At 64.1% G+C, this 16678-nt stretch carries 14 protein-coding genes and 1 tRNA gene; 7 read left to right on the top strand and 8 right to left on the bottom strand.

The window, feature by feature from the left end; genetic code table 11:
- Window positions 1–298 precede the first annotated feature (298 nt).
- Window positions 299–811, top strand: coding sequence for a hypothetical protein (locus tag OW521_RS07210; protein WP_326494010.1), 513 nt, complete (start codon window positions 299–301; stop codon window positions 809–811).
- 33 nt (window positions 812–844) lie between these two features.
- Here the strand turns inward: OW521_RS07210 and disA are convergent, their stop codons facing one another.
- Window positions 845–1921, bottom strand: a complete 1077-nt coding sequence (gene disA, locus OW521_RS07205; protein ID WP_184740662.1) for a DNA integrity scanning diadenylate cyclase DisA — start codon at window positions 1919–1921, stop codon at window positions 845–847.
- Window positions 1922–2774: 853 nt separating this feature from the next.
- Here disA and OW521_RS07200 point away from each other — a divergent pair.
- On the top strand, window positions 2775–4388 hold the full coding sequence (locus OW521_RS07200; protein ID WP_268024120.1) for a peptide chain release factor 3: 1614 nt from the start codon (window positions 2775–2777) through the stop codon (window positions 4386–4388).
- 162 nt (window positions 4389–4550) lie between these two features.
- Here the strand turns inward: OW521_RS07200 and OW521_RS07195 are convergent, their stop codons facing one another.
- From OW521_RS07195 to OW521_RS07185, 3 genes are all read right to left on the bottom strand, one after another.
- Window positions 4551–5174, bottom strand: a complete 624-nt coding sequence (locus OW521_RS07195; protein ID WP_268024118.1) for a Pr6Pr family membrane protein — start codon at window positions 5172–5174, stop codon at window positions 4551–4553.
- Between the two features lie 64 nt (window positions 5175–5238).
- Window positions 5239–6612 (bottom strand): DNA repair protein RadA, encoded by a 1374-nt coding sequence (radA, locus tag OW521_RS07190; RefSeq protein WP_265980657.1) that lies wholly within the window; start codon window positions 6610–6612, stop codon window positions 5239–5241.
- Between the two features lie 40 nt (window positions 6613–6652).
- Window positions 6653–7783 carry an FUSC family protein gene (locus OW521_RS07185; RefSeq protein ID WP_265980656.1) on the bottom strand — a complete coding sequence of 377 codons (1131 nt, stop codon included), beginning with the start codon at window positions 7781–7783 and terminating at the stop codon, window positions 6653–6655.
- Between the two features lie 282 nt (window positions 7784–8065).
- On the opposite strand from OW521_RS07185, the gene pstS reads away from it, so the two are divergent.
- The 4 genes from pstS (at window position 8066) to pstB (ending at window position 12193) form a co-directional block, all read left to right on the top strand.
- Entirely contained in the window at window positions 8066–9184 is a 1119-nt protein-coding gene (pstS, locus tag OW521_RS07180) for a phosphate ABC transporter substrate-binding protein PstS (protein WP_268024116.1), read from the top strand.
- Between the two features lie 139 nt (window positions 9185–9323).
- A complete protein-coding gene (pstC, locus tag OW521_RS07175) occupies window positions 9324–10256 on the top strand; it encodes a phosphate ABC transporter permease subunit PstC (protein WP_268024114.1) in 933 nt (310 codons plus the stop codon).
- Window positions 10256–11365 (top strand): phosphate ABC transporter permease PstA, encoded by a 1110-nt coding sequence (pstA, locus tag OW521_RS07170; RefSeq protein ID WP_268024112.1) that lies wholly within the window; start codon window positions 10256–10258, stop codon window positions 11363–11365. Before pstC ends, pstA begins: the two co-directional genes overlap by 1 nt.
- Before the next feature lie 48 nt (window positions 11366–11413).
- A complete protein-coding gene (pstB, locus tag OW521_RS07165; RefSeq protein ID WP_268024111.1) occupies window positions 11414–12193 on the top strand; it encodes a phosphate ABC transporter ATP-binding protein PstB in 780 nt (259 codons plus the stop codon).
- 90 nt (window positions 12194–12283) lie between these two features.
- Here the strand turns inward: pstB and OW521_RS07160 are convergent, their stop codons facing one another.
- The 3 genes from OW521_RS07160 to OW521_RS07150 all read right to left on the bottom strand — a co-directional run bounded on the left by OW521_RS07160 (window position 12284) and on the right by OW521_RS07150 (window position 14814).
- The gene (locus OW521_RS07160) at window positions 12284–13294 is read right to left on the bottom strand and encodes an anion permease (protein ID WP_442781265.1); all 1011 of its coding nucleotides are present in this window, start codon (window positions 13292–13294) and stop codon (window positions 12284–12286) included.
- Between the two features lie 4 nt (window positions 13295–13298).
- Window positions 13299–13916, bottom strand: coding sequence for a DUF47 domain-containing protein (locus OW521_RS07155; RefSeq protein WP_265980650.1), 618 nt, complete (start codon window positions 13914–13916; stop codon window positions 13299–13301).
- 238 nt (window positions 13917–14154) lie between these two features.
- A complete protein-coding gene (locus OW521_RS07150) occupies window positions 14155–14814 on the bottom strand; it encodes a hypothetical protein (RefSeq protein WP_268024109.1) in 660 nt (219 codons plus the stop codon).
- Between the two features lie 243 nt (window positions 14815–15057).
- On the opposite strand from OW521_RS07150, the gene OW521_RS07145 reads away from it, so the two are divergent.
- Window positions 15058–15130, top strand: a tRNA-Lys gene (locus OW521_RS07145).
- 79 nt (window positions 15131–15209) lie between these two features.
- Here OW521_RS07145 and OW521_RS07140 read toward each other — a convergent pair.
- Complete coding sequence (locus OW521_RS07140) at window positions 15210–16601, bottom strand: CoA transferase (RefSeq protein WP_268024107.1); 1392 nt, start codon at window positions 16599–16601, stop codon at window positions 15210–15212.
- Window positions 16602–16678 lie beyond the last annotated feature (77 nt).

Genomic DNA, 16678 nt, shown 5'->3' with positions numbered 1-16678 from the left:
GCCAAGGATGACCGACGTCATACTGGCTTCGATCAGGCCTCGGCGGCGTGGTGCGACGCCATCCCGGCCCAGTGTTGCCTAGCCTAGAAGAATGGTCAACAAGGGCAAGCAACCGCCACGGGCGCGCACGTCGCCGCCGGCGAAAGGCACTGCCCGGACCGCAAGCGCTAACCGTTCCAGGAGTGCAGCGCGGCCGCAAAGGCGCCGGTCGAGTCCCGCCGTTTACCGCCGTCGGAGGCTTGTAGTTTTTGGTGCCCTGCTGGTGGTCTTGGCGATGCTCGTGGCTGGGGCCGTAGCCATGAGTTCTTCGCTTGCAGGCAAGGCTGATTCCGGTGCGTCCAAGAACGATCCGAGCGGCGCGGCCCCCGTGGTCCAGATTCCTTCGGCGGATCCCATTGTGGCCACGACGACCCCCTCTCCGACCCCGGTCTGCGACCTAAACCTCGTGACGGTTACCGCATCCACGGACCAACCCGCCTATGCGGCAGCGCAGAACCCGGTGCTGAGCATGAAGATCACCAACGGCGGAACCGCTCCGTGCCAGGTCAACGTTGGGACGTCCCAGATGGAGTTCCTGGTGATGAGCGGCGAAGACCGGATTTTCTCTTCGAAGGACTGCCAAGCGAAGGGCGAAGACCTCGTGAAGCAGATTGATCCGGGCAAGAGCGAGACGGCCAATTTCCCCTGGCAGCGCAACAGGACGCTGGAAGGCTGCGGGGCGGTCTCGGCCAAACCGGCCAATGGCACGTACACGTTCAAGGCCGTCCTGGGAAATAAAGCGAGCACCAAGGCCGTCTTCCAGCTGGGCTGAGCTGCGTTGCTGGGCTGATGCAGGGTTGAAAGGTTAGAGGAACCGGTCCAGCAGGCTGGCCTCGGCCATGCGGCTGAGCCCTTCGCGGACGGTCCTGGCGCGCTGGTCGCCGATACCGTCCACGGTCATGAGGTCGTCGATGGTGGCCGCCATGAGGTTCTGGAGTCCCCCGAAGTGTTCCACCAGACGGTCGGCGACGGCCTTCGGAACCGACTTCAGCCCGGACAGGAGGCGGTACCCGCGGGGCTGCACACCGGCGTCGAGCACATCCATGCCCCCGGCGAAACCGATGATGCCCGCGATCTTGCCGAGGTCAATCAGCTCAGTGGGGCCAAGGTCAAGGAGGGCCTGGACGGCGGCATCGATCTCCTCCGGTGAGGCATCGGCGCCGGCGTAGTCGCGGATGATGACGTCGCTGCCCGGGCCACGGCCCATGGTGAGCTCCTCCAACTGCAGGGAGAGCAGCCTGCCGTCCTCGCCCAGCTCCAGGACATACTGTGCGATTTCCTCGGCGATGCGCCGGACCATTTCCTGGCGCTGCAGGGTGACTGCCACATCCCGGACGGTAACCATGGCCTCGATCTCAAGTGCCGAGAGGGCGCTGGTGACCTGGTCCAATCGGGCGCTGTAGCGTTCAAGGGTTGCGAGGGCCTGGTTGGCGCGCGCGAGGACTTTCTCGGAGCCCTCCAGCACGTGCCGGAGACCGTTGACGTACAGGGCGATGATCTGCATGGACTGGCTGACCGAAATCACCGGCACCCCGGTCTGGATGGCCACGCGCTCGGCTGTCCTGTGACGCGTCCCTGATTCCTGCGTCTCGATGCTGGAGTCCGGCACAAGCTGGACTGCCGCGCGAAGGATGTTCCCTGCGTCCTTGTCGCAAATGATGGCACCGTCCATCTTCGCGAGCTCACGGAGTCGCGTCGGGGAGAAGTCGATGCCGATTTCAAAGCCGCCGGAGCAGATTGACTCGATGGTCCGATCCGTACCCAAGACAATCAGGGCACCAGTGCGCCCACGGAGGATGCGTTCCAGGCCGTCGCGAAGCGGCGTTCCGGGGGCCACCCTGCCCAGAGTCGCCTTGAGCGATTCTTCGGGGCTCCGAGCCATAGGTGTTCCCTTCAAAGGTGCAAGCAGACGCCCGCGATTATGCCGGTTTTCAGCAGTGAGCCAGCAGGATCAAAGTACAAGGTTTCCCGCAAGCTCAATGATAGAGGTATAGACCGGCAAGAACCGCACAGGCAAGCCTTAAAGTGCCCCAAAGAAGGTCATGTGGCGGGTGCTTCGAAACGCGTCCGACGGCGGCGGCCAGACTGCCACTTTGTGCTCGGTTCCCGGGACCTCAGGGAGCCGTCCGGAGCCGTGCGAGGCGCTCAAGGTCGCGTCGCACACTCAGTAGCGCCGCTTCCCGCGCCGGACCCCTTCCGGCATCCGGGCGTACCTGCCTAGCAGGAAGCTGGGTTCCGCTCGGGGGATTGTCCGGGCGGTGTCCCTGCCGGCTCCTGGCCGGAGCGGTTCTCGTAGCGGTGCCCGTAGTGGTGCTCGCGCCTGAGCTCGCGGCTGGGCCCGGACCGGAGGGGGGTCCGAAGGGATCGTAGAACAAGTCATTCCCCGGTTTCATTGGTGCCTTGTCCTTTCGTGCCATCGCCGGCCTGATCGAGTGTTTTCCTGGCGGGTAGGTCTTCGCAGCTCTCATGAGCCGGACCGCCGTCAATTCAAGCTATCGGCTGGTGATTTCGGGGGTTTGTGCACCTCGTTTCGATCCTGTTAAACGCCGCCTTCCGGAGCCGCCTTCGGCTAGATCCGCGGGCTGGGATAAACTTGGTATCTTGGCTGGCGCATCATCGTGCCGCTCCCTGAGTTGGCCCCCGGCCGGCGCAGGGCCCGTATCCAGCCTCCATTCCACGTTTGGCCCGTCATTCCTCAGCGCGGGCGACGCCCAGATCGCAGCGAAAGTAGCACCGTGTCCCAAGAAGTCCTGAGCCCCGCCCGAGTCCAGGCGATTCACCATGAGGCCTCCCGGCGTCGGACTTTTGCGGTCATTTCGCATCCTGACGCGGGTAAGTCCACGCTTACGGAAGCTCTTGCCCTGCATGCCAAAGTCATCGGTACCGCGGGCGCGTCGAGCGGCAAGGCCAACCGCAAGGAAACCGTGTCCGACTGGATGCAGATGGAGAAGGACCGCGGCATTTCCATCAGCTCCGCGGCCTTGCAGTTCTCCTACCGGGACACCGTGATCAACCTGCTGGATACCCCGGGCCACGCTGACTTCTCTGAGGACACCTACCGCGTATTGGCCGCTGTCGACTGCGCAGTGATGCTGGTGGATGCCGCAAAGGGGCTGGAAACGCAGACCATGAAGCTCTTTGAAGTCTGCAAGCAGCGGAATCTGCCCATCATCACCGTCATCAACAAATGGGACCGCCCGGGCTTGGACGCCCTCGCGTTGATGGATGAGATCACGGAGCGCACCGGGCTTCAGCCCATGCCGTTGACTTGGGCTGTGGGCATTTCCGGCGACTTCCGCGGAGTGTGGGACTTGCGCAACGACCGATTCGCCCGGTTCGCACGCAACAACGCCGGCGCGAACATCGCCATCACCGAGTACTTCACCCCGGAAGAGGCAGCGGAAACCCAGGGCAACAACTGGAGCGACGCCGTCGATGAGGCCGGACTCGTGATTGAGTCCAACCTTGAGTTCGACGTGGAGAGCTTCCACGCCGGAACGGCAACGCCCATTCTCTTCAGTTCGGCTGCCTTGAACTTCGGCGTCAAGGAAATCCTGGACGCCCTGGTGGACTTCGCGCCTCCCGCCGCGCCACGCCCGGACGTCGACGGGGAGCCCCGTTCCGTTGACGCGCCCTTTGCTGGCTTTGTTTTCAAAGTCCAGGCTGGCATGAACAAAGCCCACCGCGACCACGTCGCCTTCATCCGCGTCTGCTCCGGCGTGTTTGAGCGCGGGATGGTGGTTACGCAGACCCGCACAGGGAAGTCCTTCGCCACCAAGTACGCCCAGCAGGTGTTCGGGCGTGAACGGGAAGTCATCGACGAGGCCTATCCCGGCGACGTCGTTGGCTTGGTCAACGCATCCTCACTGCGCGTGGGCGACAGCCTGTTCCTGGACCAGCAAGTGGAATTCCCCGCCATCCCGCTTTTTGCTCCCGAGCATTTCCAGGTGGCCAGGTCGCAGGATCCCAGCCGCTTCAAGCAGTTCCGCCGCGGCATCGAGCAGCTTGAGCATGAAGGCGTCATCCAGGTGCTCCGCTCGGACGTCCGCGGCGATCAGGCCCCTGTCCTCGCCGCCGTCGGTCCCATGCAGTTCGAAGTGGTGGAAGACCGCATGGCCCACGACTTTAATGCTCCGATGCGTTTGGAGCGCCTCCCGTACTCGATGGCGAGGATCTCGACGGCGGACGCCATGCCGGCGCTCGCGAACGTCCCCGGCGCCGAGGTGCTGTTGCGGTCCGACGGCGAATACCTGGCCTTGTTCAATGACGTCTGGGCGCTGCGCCGGATCGAGAAGAACCATCCGAAGCTCACACTGGTGCCGATCGGCACGCACAACCCCGCGAAATAGCCCTCCGGAAACGAAGTAAGCCTCTGGACATGCCCCTCGTTCCAGCCGAGGACTGGACATGGTGGTGTTATGTCCAATGCCTGGTTCGTGCAGGGGGCATGTCCGGTAGAAGCGGGGTAGGTAGCGGGCGGGCTTTGTAGCGGGCCTATTAGTGGAGAGCCCTTAGTAGTTCACCTGGCGCTCGAGCTTGTTTCCCAACCTCATCATGGCCAAGCTCACCGCGAGGAATCCTATGGCGATCGCCATTGCGAAGACCACCACTCCACCCCAGCCGCCTGCGCGTGCGGGGTCGATGAACCAGTAGGCGTACCAGTTCACGAACGAGCCGCGGATCAGGCTGTAGGTGAGGTACGCAACCGGGTAGAGCAGCCAATACCAAAGGTGCTTGAAAGTCAGGGCGGAGCGCGGAGGCTGGAACAACCAGTCGGCCACCATGACAACCGGCATCAGGTAGTGGACCACGAAGTTGACCCAGGGGAGCAGGGAACCGAGGTCTTGTCCCGCCAGGAGCGCACCGAACACAAGCCCCACCACGGCCATGGCGATCGTCGCGGTGCCTCTCGTGGCGTCGTCGAGCTCACTGGGACGCTTGCCAACAAGCACGCGATAGCCGCTGACCAAGAGCACCACCGAAGCGAAGATGTTGGACAGATTGGTGAAGTAGCTGAAGAAGTTCCACGCGTCGAAGCCCAAGCCGATGTGGACCGTGAGTTGCGTTCCCACGGCCACAAGCGTCAGGAGAGCAAAGAAGAGGCGTCCCCCAATGAGCACATTTCTTTTGGTCATAGGGACAATCCTCCCGTGGTCGTGGCGACCCGACGCGCCCGACACTCCGAAGCCAAGCCCGCCGCTACGTAATCAGCAGCTCCAGGGCTTCCGCCAGATGCCCCACCTCGCGGACCGAGAACCCCTCCGGAACCGGTCCCGGTCCATTGGGACTCGCGGGCACCACGGCGTGCGTGAAACCAAGCCGCTGCGCCTCATGGATGCGCTGGTTGATCCCGGGAACAGGACGGACCTCGCCGGCCAGGCCAACCTCGCCGAAGGCAATCAGCCGCTGCGGCAGCGGCTTGCGGGCCTTCGCCGAAGCCACAGCAAGCGCCACTGCGAGGTCTGTGGCTGGTTCGCTCAATTTCACTCCTCCAACGGTGGCTACGTAGGAGTCGTCCTTGTGCAGGATGCAGCCGGCCCGCTGTTGAAGCACGGCCAGAAGCATGGACACGCGCGAGCTGTCCAGGCCGCTGGTGGCCCGGCGTGGCTGTGAGCTGGCACTTTCGGCCAGAAGGGATTGCACCTCGGCCAGCAGTGGCCGGCGCCCTTCCATGGTTACGGTGATGCAGGTGCCGGAGACCGGCTCGCGTGTCCGGGAGACAAAGAGGCCACTGGGATCCGCGAGGCCCTCGATGCCGCCTTCGTTCAGGTCGAAGCAGCCGACGTCGTCCGTGGCCCCATAGCGGTTCTTCACCGCGCGCAACAAGCGGAGCCGGGAATGGCGCTCGCCTTCGAACTGGCACACAACGTCCACCAGGTGCTCCAAAAGGCGCGGACCTGCAATGGAGCCGTCCTTCGTCACATGGCCCACCAGGAGGGTGGTCATGTTGCGGCGCTTGGCGGCGGCGATGATGGACGCGGCCACTTCGCGAACCTGTGAAACGCCGCCCGCGCTGCCTTCGACATCGGCGCTGCTCAGGGTCTGGACCGAGTCCACGATCAACAGCCTCGGCTCGAGCTTCTCCACTTGACCGAGTGCCTGCCCCAGGTCCGTTTCGGCGGAGAGATAGAGGCTGTGCGCGACAGCGTCGATCCGCTCCGCGCGGAGTTTGACCTGCGCCGCCGATTCCTCGCCCGTAACGTACAGGACGTCCTGGCCTGTGCGGGCGAACTTCGCCGCCACGTCCAGGAGAAGCGTGGATTTCCCGACGCCCGGTTCGCCCGCAAGTAGGATCACCGCGCCGGGGACCAAGCCTCCGCCCAGGACGCGGTCCAATTCGTCGACGCCGGTGGGCAGGAAGGCGGCCGTGGTGCCGTCTACCTCGGCAATGCGGCGCGCCGGCTCCAAAACTGTTGTTGCCGCCGTCGTACGCGCAACCGTGGCGCCCGTTTCCTCCACGGTTCCCCACGCCTGGCACTCACCGCAGCGGCCCACCCACTTGACCGTTGTCCACCCACATTCGGCACATTTGTACGCGGGTGTCTTGGAAGTGCGTGAGGTCTTGGAAGCCATGCGTACAAGGCTAGTGGAGGGGTAGGACAGTCAAGTCCCGTCACTGCAGCGGAGGCAGCACGTCCCTTGCCTCGAGGGGGTCCATGCCCGCGGCTTCGAGCAGGTCCACCATGAGCGGGCGGAAGAGCATCACCACCGTTTCGCCCTCGAGTTTCTGGACGTGGAGCATTTTCGGATGGAGGCGGGTGGCAATGTCGGCCAGGTCCTGCCGGGCACCGCGCATGTGGGCGCGGCGGGCGCCGTCGTGCACTTCCGCGAGACCGAGAGATAATTCCTCGACGGCGGCAGAGGTCTCCTGGAGGACTTCGGAGATGCTGTCCGTCGCCTCGTCCGTCAGGGCGGCATGATTGATGGCGCTGGTCAGCCGCCGGGCGAAAACCCGGCTGTTGCGGAGGGCGAGATCGATGGAATCCAACGACTCCTCCAGCATGGTCAGCTCGTCGCGGTGCCTCCGGTACGCAGGCGCGAGGGTCGCCACCTCTCCGGACGCCTTGAGGGATTGCCGCATCCGGTCGACCAGGGGCTGGCAATTCCTGCCACGGATAAGCGCGTGCCAGGCCTGGGTCGAGTCGCTGTTAATCAATGCGTCGGCACACTCGCGGAGAACTTCGGAGAGTTCGTGCAGGAGCTTGCGGACGTCCTGACGGGGTTCCCGGCGCGGGTCCTTGGGGACCAGCATGGTGACCAGGAGCGCGAAGACCCCGCCCACCACGGCGTCGATGCTGCGTGTGAACGGCCCGCCTTCCGGCGCCGGCAGCAGGACCACCAGAAGTGACTGCAGGCCCAACTGCGTGGTGAAGATGGTGCCGCTGTCCAGGAATCGGGCCAAGAGGATGGAGAAAAGAAGTACGACGGCGGCCTGTGGGATCCCGGGGCCCAGCCAATGCAGCAGCAGATCGCCGATCACTATCCCGAGGGTGCAGCCAAGCCCGACTTCCATGACCCGGCGAAGCCGCGGATCCCGCGAGAAGCCGAGGGCGATCAGGGACGAGGTGGCGGCGAAAAGCGGTCCCTTGTGCCCCAGGATGTATTCAGCGAACGCGTAGGCACCCACGGCACACACGGTCATCTGGATTGCTGGAACCAGCGAGTTCCGGCTGCGGACAAACCCGGTGCGGAGGCGCGCCCGCAGGAATTTCTTGCTTGCTGAAAGTCCTTGGGGGGCGGCCATGCCTCAAGTCTATTCAGGCGACGGCATCGGGAAGTCGCAGGCCGGGCGCCGCGGAAAAGTGAGGGGTGTCACTTAATCCCTCATATCGTACTAAGCGCAAGGGCAACGCTGCATATGTAAGCCAATAGTCAACAGCCGTTAACCTGCCGTTCACTTTTGACGGCCGGTCCCGTTACCTGCGGCTCATACCGTCGATCAAGGTACAAAATCGTACGCAAATCTTTAGTAGGCCGACTTTCTCCCTCGGCACGCATCAGATAATCCCTGGAAGGGGTACATCCAGTGAAGGTAACTCGCTTCGGCCGCAACGCGGCAATCGCGGTCCTCGCAGTCGGCGCCCTTGCGCTAACCGCTTGCGGTTCGGACAACGCAACCAACGCGCCGGCAGCAACCCAGTCTGCAGCGGGCGTCAAGGTGACCGGCACGCTGACCGGTATCGGCTCCTCGGCGCAGGGCGCCGCAATGGACGCCTGGAAGACCAACTTCGCTTCGGCCAACCCGGGTGCCACGGTCCAGTACTCCCCGGACGGCTCGGGCGCTGGCCGCAAGGCCATCCTCGACGGCTCCGCTCAGTTCGCAGGTTCCGACGCGTACTTGACTGACGCCGAGCTCGCCACCTCCAAGACCAAGTGCGGCACCGATGGTGCCATCAACGTCCCGGTGTACATCTCCCCGATCGCCGTTGCTTTCAACATCCCCAACGTCAAGGACTTGAAGCTCGACGCAACCACGGTTGCCAAGATCTTCCGCGGCCAGATCACCAACTGGAACGATCCCGCCATTGCCGCCACGAACGCCGGCGTCACCCTTCCGGACCTCAAGGTCACCCCGGTCAACCGCTCTGACGATTCCGGAACCACCCAGAACTTCACCGACTACCTGGCTGCCGCGGCTCCGGACGTCTGGACCGACAAGGCTGCTGGCCTGTGGCCCGCATCCCTGAAGGGCGAGAACGCCAAGGGTACCTCCGGCGTCGTCAAGACCGTCACGGACACCCCGGGTGCCGTAACCTACGCCGACGACTCCGCAGTCTCCGGCAAGCTCGGCACCGCGCAGATCAAGGTTGGTTCGGACTTCGTCAAGATCTCCGCCGACGCTGCCGCCAAGGCTGTTGAACTCGGCAAGCCCGTCGCCGGCCGCGCTGCCAACGACCTCTCCATCAAGCTTGACCGCACCACCACCGCTGCCGGCGTCTACCCGGTTGTCCTGGTTTCCTACCACGTCGTCTGCACCAGCTACGACAAGAAGGAAACCGCTGACCTGGTCAAGGCTTTCGAGAGCTACGTAGTCTCCGACGCCGGCCAGCAGGCCGCAGCCGGCTCTGCCAAGTCCGCTCCGCTCTCCAAGGCGCTGCAGGACAAGGCAAAGACCGCTGTTGACTCCATCAAGGCCAAGGCCTAAGGACCACAATGGAGTAGTGGTGCTGCGGACCGCGGCGCCACTACCCTGAATACCGAGGTTCCCTGTCCCGCACCGGTGAAACATCACCGGGCGGGGCGGGGAATTTGGCCATTTTTGAGTGAATCTGAAGGATCGTGAAGTGACCACCAACTCCTTGACCACTTCCCAAGGTGCCGGACGCGCCGGGGACAAGGTCTTCTCCGGAGCCACCCTGGCCGCGGGATGCCTGATCCTCCTGGTCCTCTTCGGCGTCGCACTTTTTCTTGTAATCCAGGCCATTCCGGCGCTTGTGGCTCCGCCTGCGGACATCCAGGGTGGCCACGGCTTCTTCGCCTACATTGGGCCGATCGTGGTGGGAACCCTGATTGCCGCGGTCATCGCCCTTGTCATCGCCACCCCGGTTGCCATCGGCGTCGCCTTGTTCATCTCGCACTACGCGCCCCGCAGGCTTGCCTCAGGCCTTGGCTATGTGGTGGACCTCCTCGCTGCCATTCCTTCCGTGGTCTACGGCGCATGGGGTGCGGCATTCCTTGCCCCCCAGATCTCGCCCGCCTACAACTGGCTGGCCAGCACCATGGGCTGGTTGCCGATTTTCCAAGGCCCGGCTTCGGCTACCGGCAAGACCATCCTGACCGCGAGCATCGTCCTCTCCGTCATGGTCCTGCCGATCATCACTTCCCTTTCGCGTGAGATCTTCCTGCAGACCCCGAAGCTCCATGAGGAAGCCGCCCTGGCCCTCGGCGCGACGCGTTGGGAAATGATCAAGATGGCTGTTCTGCCGTTCGGCCGTCCGGGCATCGTAAGCGCCGTCATGCTGGGCCTCGGCCGTGCACTTGGCGAGACCATGGCCGTAGCGCTGGTCCTTTCCTCCGGCGTTCTGACCGCAAGCCTGATCCAGTCCGGCAACCAGACCATCGCCGCGGAAATTGCCTTGAACTTCCCTGAAGCCAGCGGACTCAAGGTCAGTACGTTGATCGCAGCCGGTTTGGTATTGTTCGTCATCACCCTCGGTGTCAACATGATTGCACGCTGGATCATCACCAGGCACAAAGAATTCTCGGGAGCCAACTAATGACTGTCACAGCCCCCGTGGTGCGCAAACGCTCTGCCCTGACCAAGGGCCAGCTGCCCGCCTTCGCACCATACGTCGTCCTGGCCGTTGCCTTGGTACTCGGCGCAGCGATCCTTGCACTGATCGGCTTCAACGCCTTCGGCTGGGGCCTGGTCTCCGCCATCCTCTTCACGATCGGGCTGGTCGGATGGAGCGCGGCCGTAGAAGGCGGCCGCAAGGCGAGCGACAAACTCGCGACTTGCCTCATTGTCGGCTCATTCCTTGTGGCCCTACTGCCCCTGATCTCGGTGATCTGGACCGTCCTCGTGAATGGCATCCCGGGCATCATTACGCCCGGCTTCCTGACGACCTCCATGAACGGCGTCACAGGCGCCCTCGACAACAAGAGTGTCGATGAAGGGACCAAGGTCCTCGGCGGCATCTATCACGCGCTGCTGGGCACCGTGCAGATCACCCTGCTGGCCACTGTCATCTCGGTGCCGGTGGGTCTGCTGACCGCAATCTACCTCGTGGAGTACGGCAACGATCGTGCCCTCGCCCGTGCCATCACGTTCTTCGTCGACGTCATGACCGGCATCCCCTCGATCGTGGCAGGCCTCTTTGCCGCGGCCTTCTTCTTCGCCGTGGTCGGCCCGGGCACCAAGACCGGTGCTGTCGCCGCCGTCGCGCTTTCAGTCTTGATGATCCCGGTTGTGGTCCGCTCCAGCGAGGAAATGCTCAAGATCGTCCCGAACGAGCTCCGTGAGGCGGCTTACGCGCTGGGTGTCCGCAAGTGGCGCACCATCCTCAAAGTGGTCATCCCGACGGCGATTTCCGGCATCGCTTCCGGCGTCACCTTGGCGATTGCCCGCGTGATTGGCGAGACGGCACCGATCTTGGTCACCGCAGGTTTCGCGACCACCATCAACAACAACGTGTTCGGCGGCTGGATGGCCTCGCTGCCTACATTCATCTACACGCAGATCCTGAACCCGACCTCGCCGTCCAACCCGGACGCGTCGAGCCAGCGGGCATGGGGTGCCGCGCTGGTCCTGATCATCCTAGTGATGCTCCTGAACCTCGGCGCGAGGCTGATCGCCCGGATCTTCGCCCCCAAGGCCGGCCGTTGAGCCATCAGGCCACCTGCAAACTTCCAACCACAGCACCGAAGGAACACCATGTCTAAGCGGATCGACGTCAAGGATCTGAACGTCTACTACGGCAGCTTCCTGGCCGTTGAAGGCGTCAACATCAACATCGAAGCCAAATCGGTCACGGCGTTCATCGGGCCGTCCGGTTGTGGCAAGTCCACCTTCCTGCGCACCCTGAACCGCATGCACGAGGTGCTGCCCGGCGCGCGCGTCGAGGGTGAAGTCTTGCTCGACGGCGACAACCTCTACGGTGCCGGTGTGGACCCGGTGACTGTCCGCAGCCAGGTTGGCATGGTTTTCCAGCGCCCCAACCCGTTCCCCACGATGTCCATCCGCGACAACGTGCTGGCCGGCGTCAAGCTGAACAACAAGAAGATCACCAAGGGTGCGGCCGACGCGCTCGTGGAGAAGTCCCTCCGTGGCGCCAACCTGTGGAACGAGGTCAAGGACCGCCTGGAGAAGCCGGGTTCCGGACTCTCAGGCGGCCAGCAGCAGCGGCTCTGCATTGCCCGCGCCATCGCTGTGGAACCGCAGGTCATCCTCATGGACGAGCCCTGCTCCGCGCTGGACCCCATCTCCACCTTGGCCGTCGAAGACCTCATCAATGAGCTCAAGGACGAGTACACCGTGGTGATCGTGACCCACAACATGCAGCAGGCAGCGCGCGTTTCCGACAAGACGGCGTTCTTCAACATTGCCGGCACCGGCAAGCCGGGCAAACTCATTGAGTTCGCGGACACCACCACCATCTTCAACAACCCGTCCCAGAAGGCCACGGAAGACTACGTCTCCGGCCGCTTCGGATAACCGCTGGACGCTGAAAAGCCCGACGGCGGCAGTCACCTTGGAAGGTGACTGCCGCCGTCGGGCTTTTGCGTGCCTGGCGCGGCTCGCCCGTCAGCGCGACAGCGGCGAGAGGGCTAATCCAAGGACGAAGGCCACCGCGGCGGTGACGATCGGCGTCGCGACCCAGAACCCCAGGATCCGCAGCACCATCCGACGGTTAGTGACGGAAAAGTTCTGGTTGGTTCCTGCTCCGAGCACTGCTGACGTCACAGTGTGGGTGGTGGAAAGCGGTAAATGGAGCCCGATGGCACCGACAAACAGCATGAGCGAGGTCAGGCTCTGGGCCACGAATCCCCGCAACGGGTCCACCCTGGTCAGCTTGTAACCCAAGGTGTAAGAGATGCGCCACCCGCCACAAAGCGTCCCTGCCGTGAGCATGACAGCCGTCAGGAGGATGACCCAGAACGGGAGGTCATCGTGGCCGGACACTCCTGCCGCCACAGAGCCCAGCAGTATCACGGCCACAGTTCGCTGCCCGTCCTGCAGTCCATGGCCGAATGCCACCGCAGCGGCCGAGACAGACTGGGCATGGCGGAAACGGCCGTGCACAACATCGGGCTGAGTGTAGCGCGCGGCCCAGGTGACGGGCCAGACGAGGAGGTAGGCGCCAATGAAGGCAATCACGGGGGACAGCAGCAGAGGCAGAACCACCTGGATCAGCATGATATTGTCCACGCCGTTGATGTAGCCGCCGCCCATGACTCCGCTCGCAGTTCCGGCACCGGCCAGGCCTCCCACCAGGGCGTGGGTTGACGAGAGGGGCACACCGCGCCACCAAGCGTAGGTTCCCCAAAGGATGGCGCTGCACAACCCCGCAGCGAGTACAGTCAGCCCATTCATACCCGGGGGAAGAACCACCCACGATTGGCTGAAAATCAGCGCGAAACCGCCGCTGAGCAGGACGCCGGCAAAATTGAAAACCGCCGCTAAAAGCACGGCAACAGACGGAGTGAGGGCGCGGGTGCGCACAGAGAGCGCGACGGCGGTGGAGACGTCGCGGAAGCCGTTGAGGAAAGCGAACCCAGCCGCCAGCGTCACCACGAGGGCGAAGAACGCGACCATCACCTCATGCTTCCTTGACGATGATGCTGCCTACCTGGGTGGCGACGCGGCGCATGTCCTTGGTGACGTCCACCAGCTGGTTGGCTACGTCCCGGTTCCTCGAAAACTGTGCGGACTTCATGTCTCGGAGCATCTCTGCCACCCAGGTCCGGTGGCTGCGCTCGGCACGCTTGGCCAGCCGAAGGACCTCGATCCAGTAATCCTCAAGCTCGTCCAGGTCGTCCAGCTGGCGCATGGCATCAACCGTGAGTTCTGCCTGGCGGCTGATGATCTCCAACTGATCCGCTGCGCGCTTAGGCAGCCGGTCCAGCTTATAGAGGGCTACGAGCTCACCAGCGGCGTCCAGCTTCTCCATTGCCTCGTTGAGGAAGCGGGAAAGGGCGTACATGTCCTCGCGCGGGAGCGGGTTCACGAAGCTCGTGCGCATGTGGGTCAGCAAGGCGAAATGCAGATCTGTAGATTTCGCCTCGTGTTCGTGCATCTCTTCCACAAGCCGTTCGTGCTCTGCGACAGGGGCTCCGAAAATCTCGGAAAGCGTCCCCGTGGCCTCAAGAATCTGACGAGCCATCTGCGAAAGCAACTGCAAACCGGCGGGTTCTTGAGGGAAGAGACGCAGCTTCATTTGGCTTCCGGGGGGCGAGGTGGACGGGGACTGAGCGGCGTCTTCGCCGAAAGGCATAAAAATGGTGCCGAACCGGATACGCCTCTCGGCGGTAGGCCGCTCGAAGCGGCTATAAGTTGAAGCCCGGGGGTTTCGCGGTTCGACACCAGTTTCAGTTTTCTACGTCGGCCGAGCTAAGTCAACCTTGACAGCTGGCGCTCGGAGTGATTTCGGCGGCCCTTCACCCTCATGTTTCACGCTAATCCAACTCACCGAGGCGCCATGCGTTGGCCGCGTGCTCAAGGTCCTCAGCGGTCTTGACGAGTTGGTGCGAGTTCCGGGTCAACTTGCTAGCGTGACCCTCATTGGAGTGTTCTGCGCTGTCGGCCAAAGTGGCTTGGCCGAGCGCGACGACGCGGCAAAACGCGGCAGAGCGTTCCAGCGCGACGTCGAAATCGCCGTCGAACGCTCCTGAAAGGATGGCGTCCGCCATCTGCTTCATTTCGTCGGCCCCCGGAGGCTCCGCGGCTCCCGCCACAACGTGTGAAACCTGGGCGGTGTCCCGTCCGGCCTTGAAGTACACGGAGATGCGCTCGGAGTCCTGCATGGTGGCGGCGCGCAGTGCATAGAGCCGCCACAAGGCGCCGGGCAAGGACCGTGCCGGGCTCTCGGCCCACATCTCGGCGATGGCTTCGAGGCCCTGCTCATCGGCGAGCTTCACGAGGCGCCTGGTGATCTTGGGATCGTCGCTATCGCGGCCGCGCCGCACGAGTGCCTGTGCCGCAAGGTGTGCGGCTTCGGACACGCGCGCGGGGTCCGCTCCGCCGGCGAACGGCTCGAAGTCAATCGGCGCGAAGGGTTTCGGCTTGTGATGCCTATTTGCCCCACCGTACACAGGAGGTCCCGATTGTTCGCTCATGCCCCAACGCTACTCCTGTGCCTTCGCTCGTGCACTCTTGAACGGTGGCTGTTGCGGTGGGTGTTGGGGGTGCGTTCCGTCCTGACCCTGTTTGAATCCGCAGGCTCCCCGACACGCCGTAGTCGCCGCGCGTCGTCGTCGGCGGCCGGTTCAAAAGAGGTCATGACGGCGCGGGGGTCGGCCGTGTCAAAACGCCCCCTGAGCTTGAGGTACAGTATTTATGGCTGTTTCTACAGTCGGCAGGGGCCTTTAGCTCAGTTGGTAGAGCATCGGACTTTTAATCCGTGGGTCGTGGGTTCGATCCCCACAGGGCCCACCCAAAACCCCCGGAACCGTGCGGTTCCGGGGGTTACTTGTGCCAAGCGAAAATGGCTTGGTGGCCCATTAACGGCCTGCTACGGCATGACCCACATGGCCGGGTGACGGCCGAGCGGTCCGGCTGGCTGCGACCAATGCACGGGGACGCCGTCGATTCGCCCTGGAAGAGGCACACGGCGCGCCGGCCCCCAGGCGGTGGTGGTTGCCATGAAGGTGAAGTCTTCTGGTGTGGACACGGGTAGGTGGCCGTTCGGCGGAGTCAGCGAGTACAGCAGGTTGGCCGTGCCGATGAGTGAGCCATGGATGCGGGCGGACGTCGAGTGCGTGAGTCGTCGGGTCAGAGCGCGGGCGACGGCCGCGGCCAATAGCCAGCCGGTAGCGTGGTCGAGAGCTTGAACGGGAAGCGGGATCGGCTCCGCTTGGCCCGTGGCGGTGGCTCCGTCGTCGGCGATTCCGCAGCTCATCTGGACCAGGCTGTCGAACCCGCGGCGATTGCGCCACGGGCCACCCCAGCCATAGGCGTCCAGGCTGGCGACGATCAGGCCGGGGTTCACGGCGGTCAGGGCCTCGTCGTCGTAGCCCAAGCGTTTCAGGACGTCGGCCCGCAGTCCCGACACGAGCACATCGGCACCCGCGAGCAGTTCCTCGAACGTCGCGCGGTCGGTCGAGGCAGTGAGATCCAAAGCGGCGGTACGTTTGCCGAGCGTGGTCTCAGGCAGTAGCGACGGCACCTCGTCAAAGCCCGGCGGGTCGATCCGCAGCACCTCCGCACCGTAGCCCGCGAGGAATTTGGTGCAGACCGGTCCTGCGATCACCCGCGTCAGATCGAGCACGCGCACGCCGTCGAAGGGCAGTTGCCCGACGGCGTCCGGCGTGCGGGCACCGGATGAGCGGCGCTCGACGGCGGTCAGCGGCGGCGCGTCGGCGGTCGCCGCCCCTGGAGCCGAGGCGAGCCACTGGACGCGGTTGTGCATGACCGCGGCGCATCCGCCCGCGTCCACGATGGCCGTCTCCAATTCCTCGGCGGACAACGCGGCCACTGCGGCCTGAACTGTTTCGCGGTCATTGGCGCCCAGCACCCGCTCGACGGCGGCGCGGTGGCTGGCGTAGTTGGTGTGCAGCCTGATCCAGGCGTCGGCCGCGCGATAGTTGCCGGCGATGGGGTCCCAGAGCGGTGGCCGGGTCCAGCCGACCGGGGTGAACAGCCTCTCGGACGCGAACGCGGCGCACGACTCCAGGCTGTCTACGGTCACCGCTGGCTGCTTTGACTGGCGGCGAGCTGCGAAGAACTGCGCTGCGGCCACCGTCGCGGCGGCAACCGCTCCCGTCGCAAGTCCTGTCACGTCGAAAGCGGCCGGGAGGACCGCCCGGGGCCCGGTCGTCGTTAGTTGAGCGGCCGCCAATTCCGTATCTTCGGCGCCGATTGCGTGCCACAAGCGGGAGGTCGCATCAGCGAAGCTGTCGTTCACACTCACCATTCTCAACGGGCCCGCACCGAACGAGCAACGGTAATGGGATCTGACGCTTCCTGCCCAAGTGCGCCTTC

It is taken from the genome of Arthrobacter sp. MMS18-M83 (genome assembly GCF_026683955.1).
Lineage (GTDB): Bacteria > Actinomycetota > Actinomycetes > Actinomycetales > Micrococcaceae > Arthrobacter.
The sequence above is the reverse complement of the archived record's forward strand: the minus strand, read 5'-3'. Positions and strand labels throughout refer to the sequence as shown.

Excerpts from the sequence above, each read along its gene's own strand:
- OW521_RS07210 (WP_326494010.1), top strand. The coding sequence starts at position 299 with ATGAGTTCTTCGCTTGCAGGCAAGGCTGATTCCGGTGCGTCCAAGAAC.
- disA (WP_184740662.1), bottom strand. The coding sequence starts at position 1,921 with ATGGCTCGGAGCCCCGAAGAATCGCTCAAGGCGACTCTGGGCAGGGTG.
- OW521_RS07195 (WP_268024118.1), bottom strand. The coding sequence starts at position 5,174 with ATGACCAAAAGAAATGTGCTCATTGGGGGACGCCTCTTCTTTGCTCTC.
- radA (WP_265980657.1), bottom strand. The coding sequence starts at position 6,612 with ATGGCTTCCAAGACCTCACGCACTTCCAAGACACCCGCGTACAAATGT.
- OW521_RS07185 (WP_265980656.1), bottom strand. The coding sequence starts at position 7,783 with ATGGCCGCCCCCCAAGGACTTTCAGCAAGCAAGAAATTCCTGCGGGCG.
- pstA (WP_268024112.1), top strand. The coding sequence starts at position 10,256 with ATGACTGTCACAGCCCCCGTGGTGCGCAAACGCTCTGCCCTGACCAAG.
- pstB (WP_268024111.1), top strand. The coding sequence starts at position 11,414 with ATGTCTAAGCGGATCGACGTCAAGGATCTGAACGTCTACTACGGCAGC.
- OW521_RS07160 (WP_442781265.1), bottom strand. The coding sequence starts at position 13,294 with ATGGTCGCGTTCTTCGCCCTCGTGGTGACGCTGGCGGCTGGGTTCGCT.
- OW521_RS07155 (WP_265980650.1), bottom strand. The coding sequence starts at position 13,916 with ATGAAGCTGCGTCTCTTCCCTCAAGAACCCGCCGGTTTGCAGTTGCTT.
- OW521_RS07150 (WP_268024109.1), bottom strand. The coding sequence starts at position 14,814 with ATGAGCGAACAATCGGGACCTCCTGTGTACGGTGGGGCAAATAGGCAT.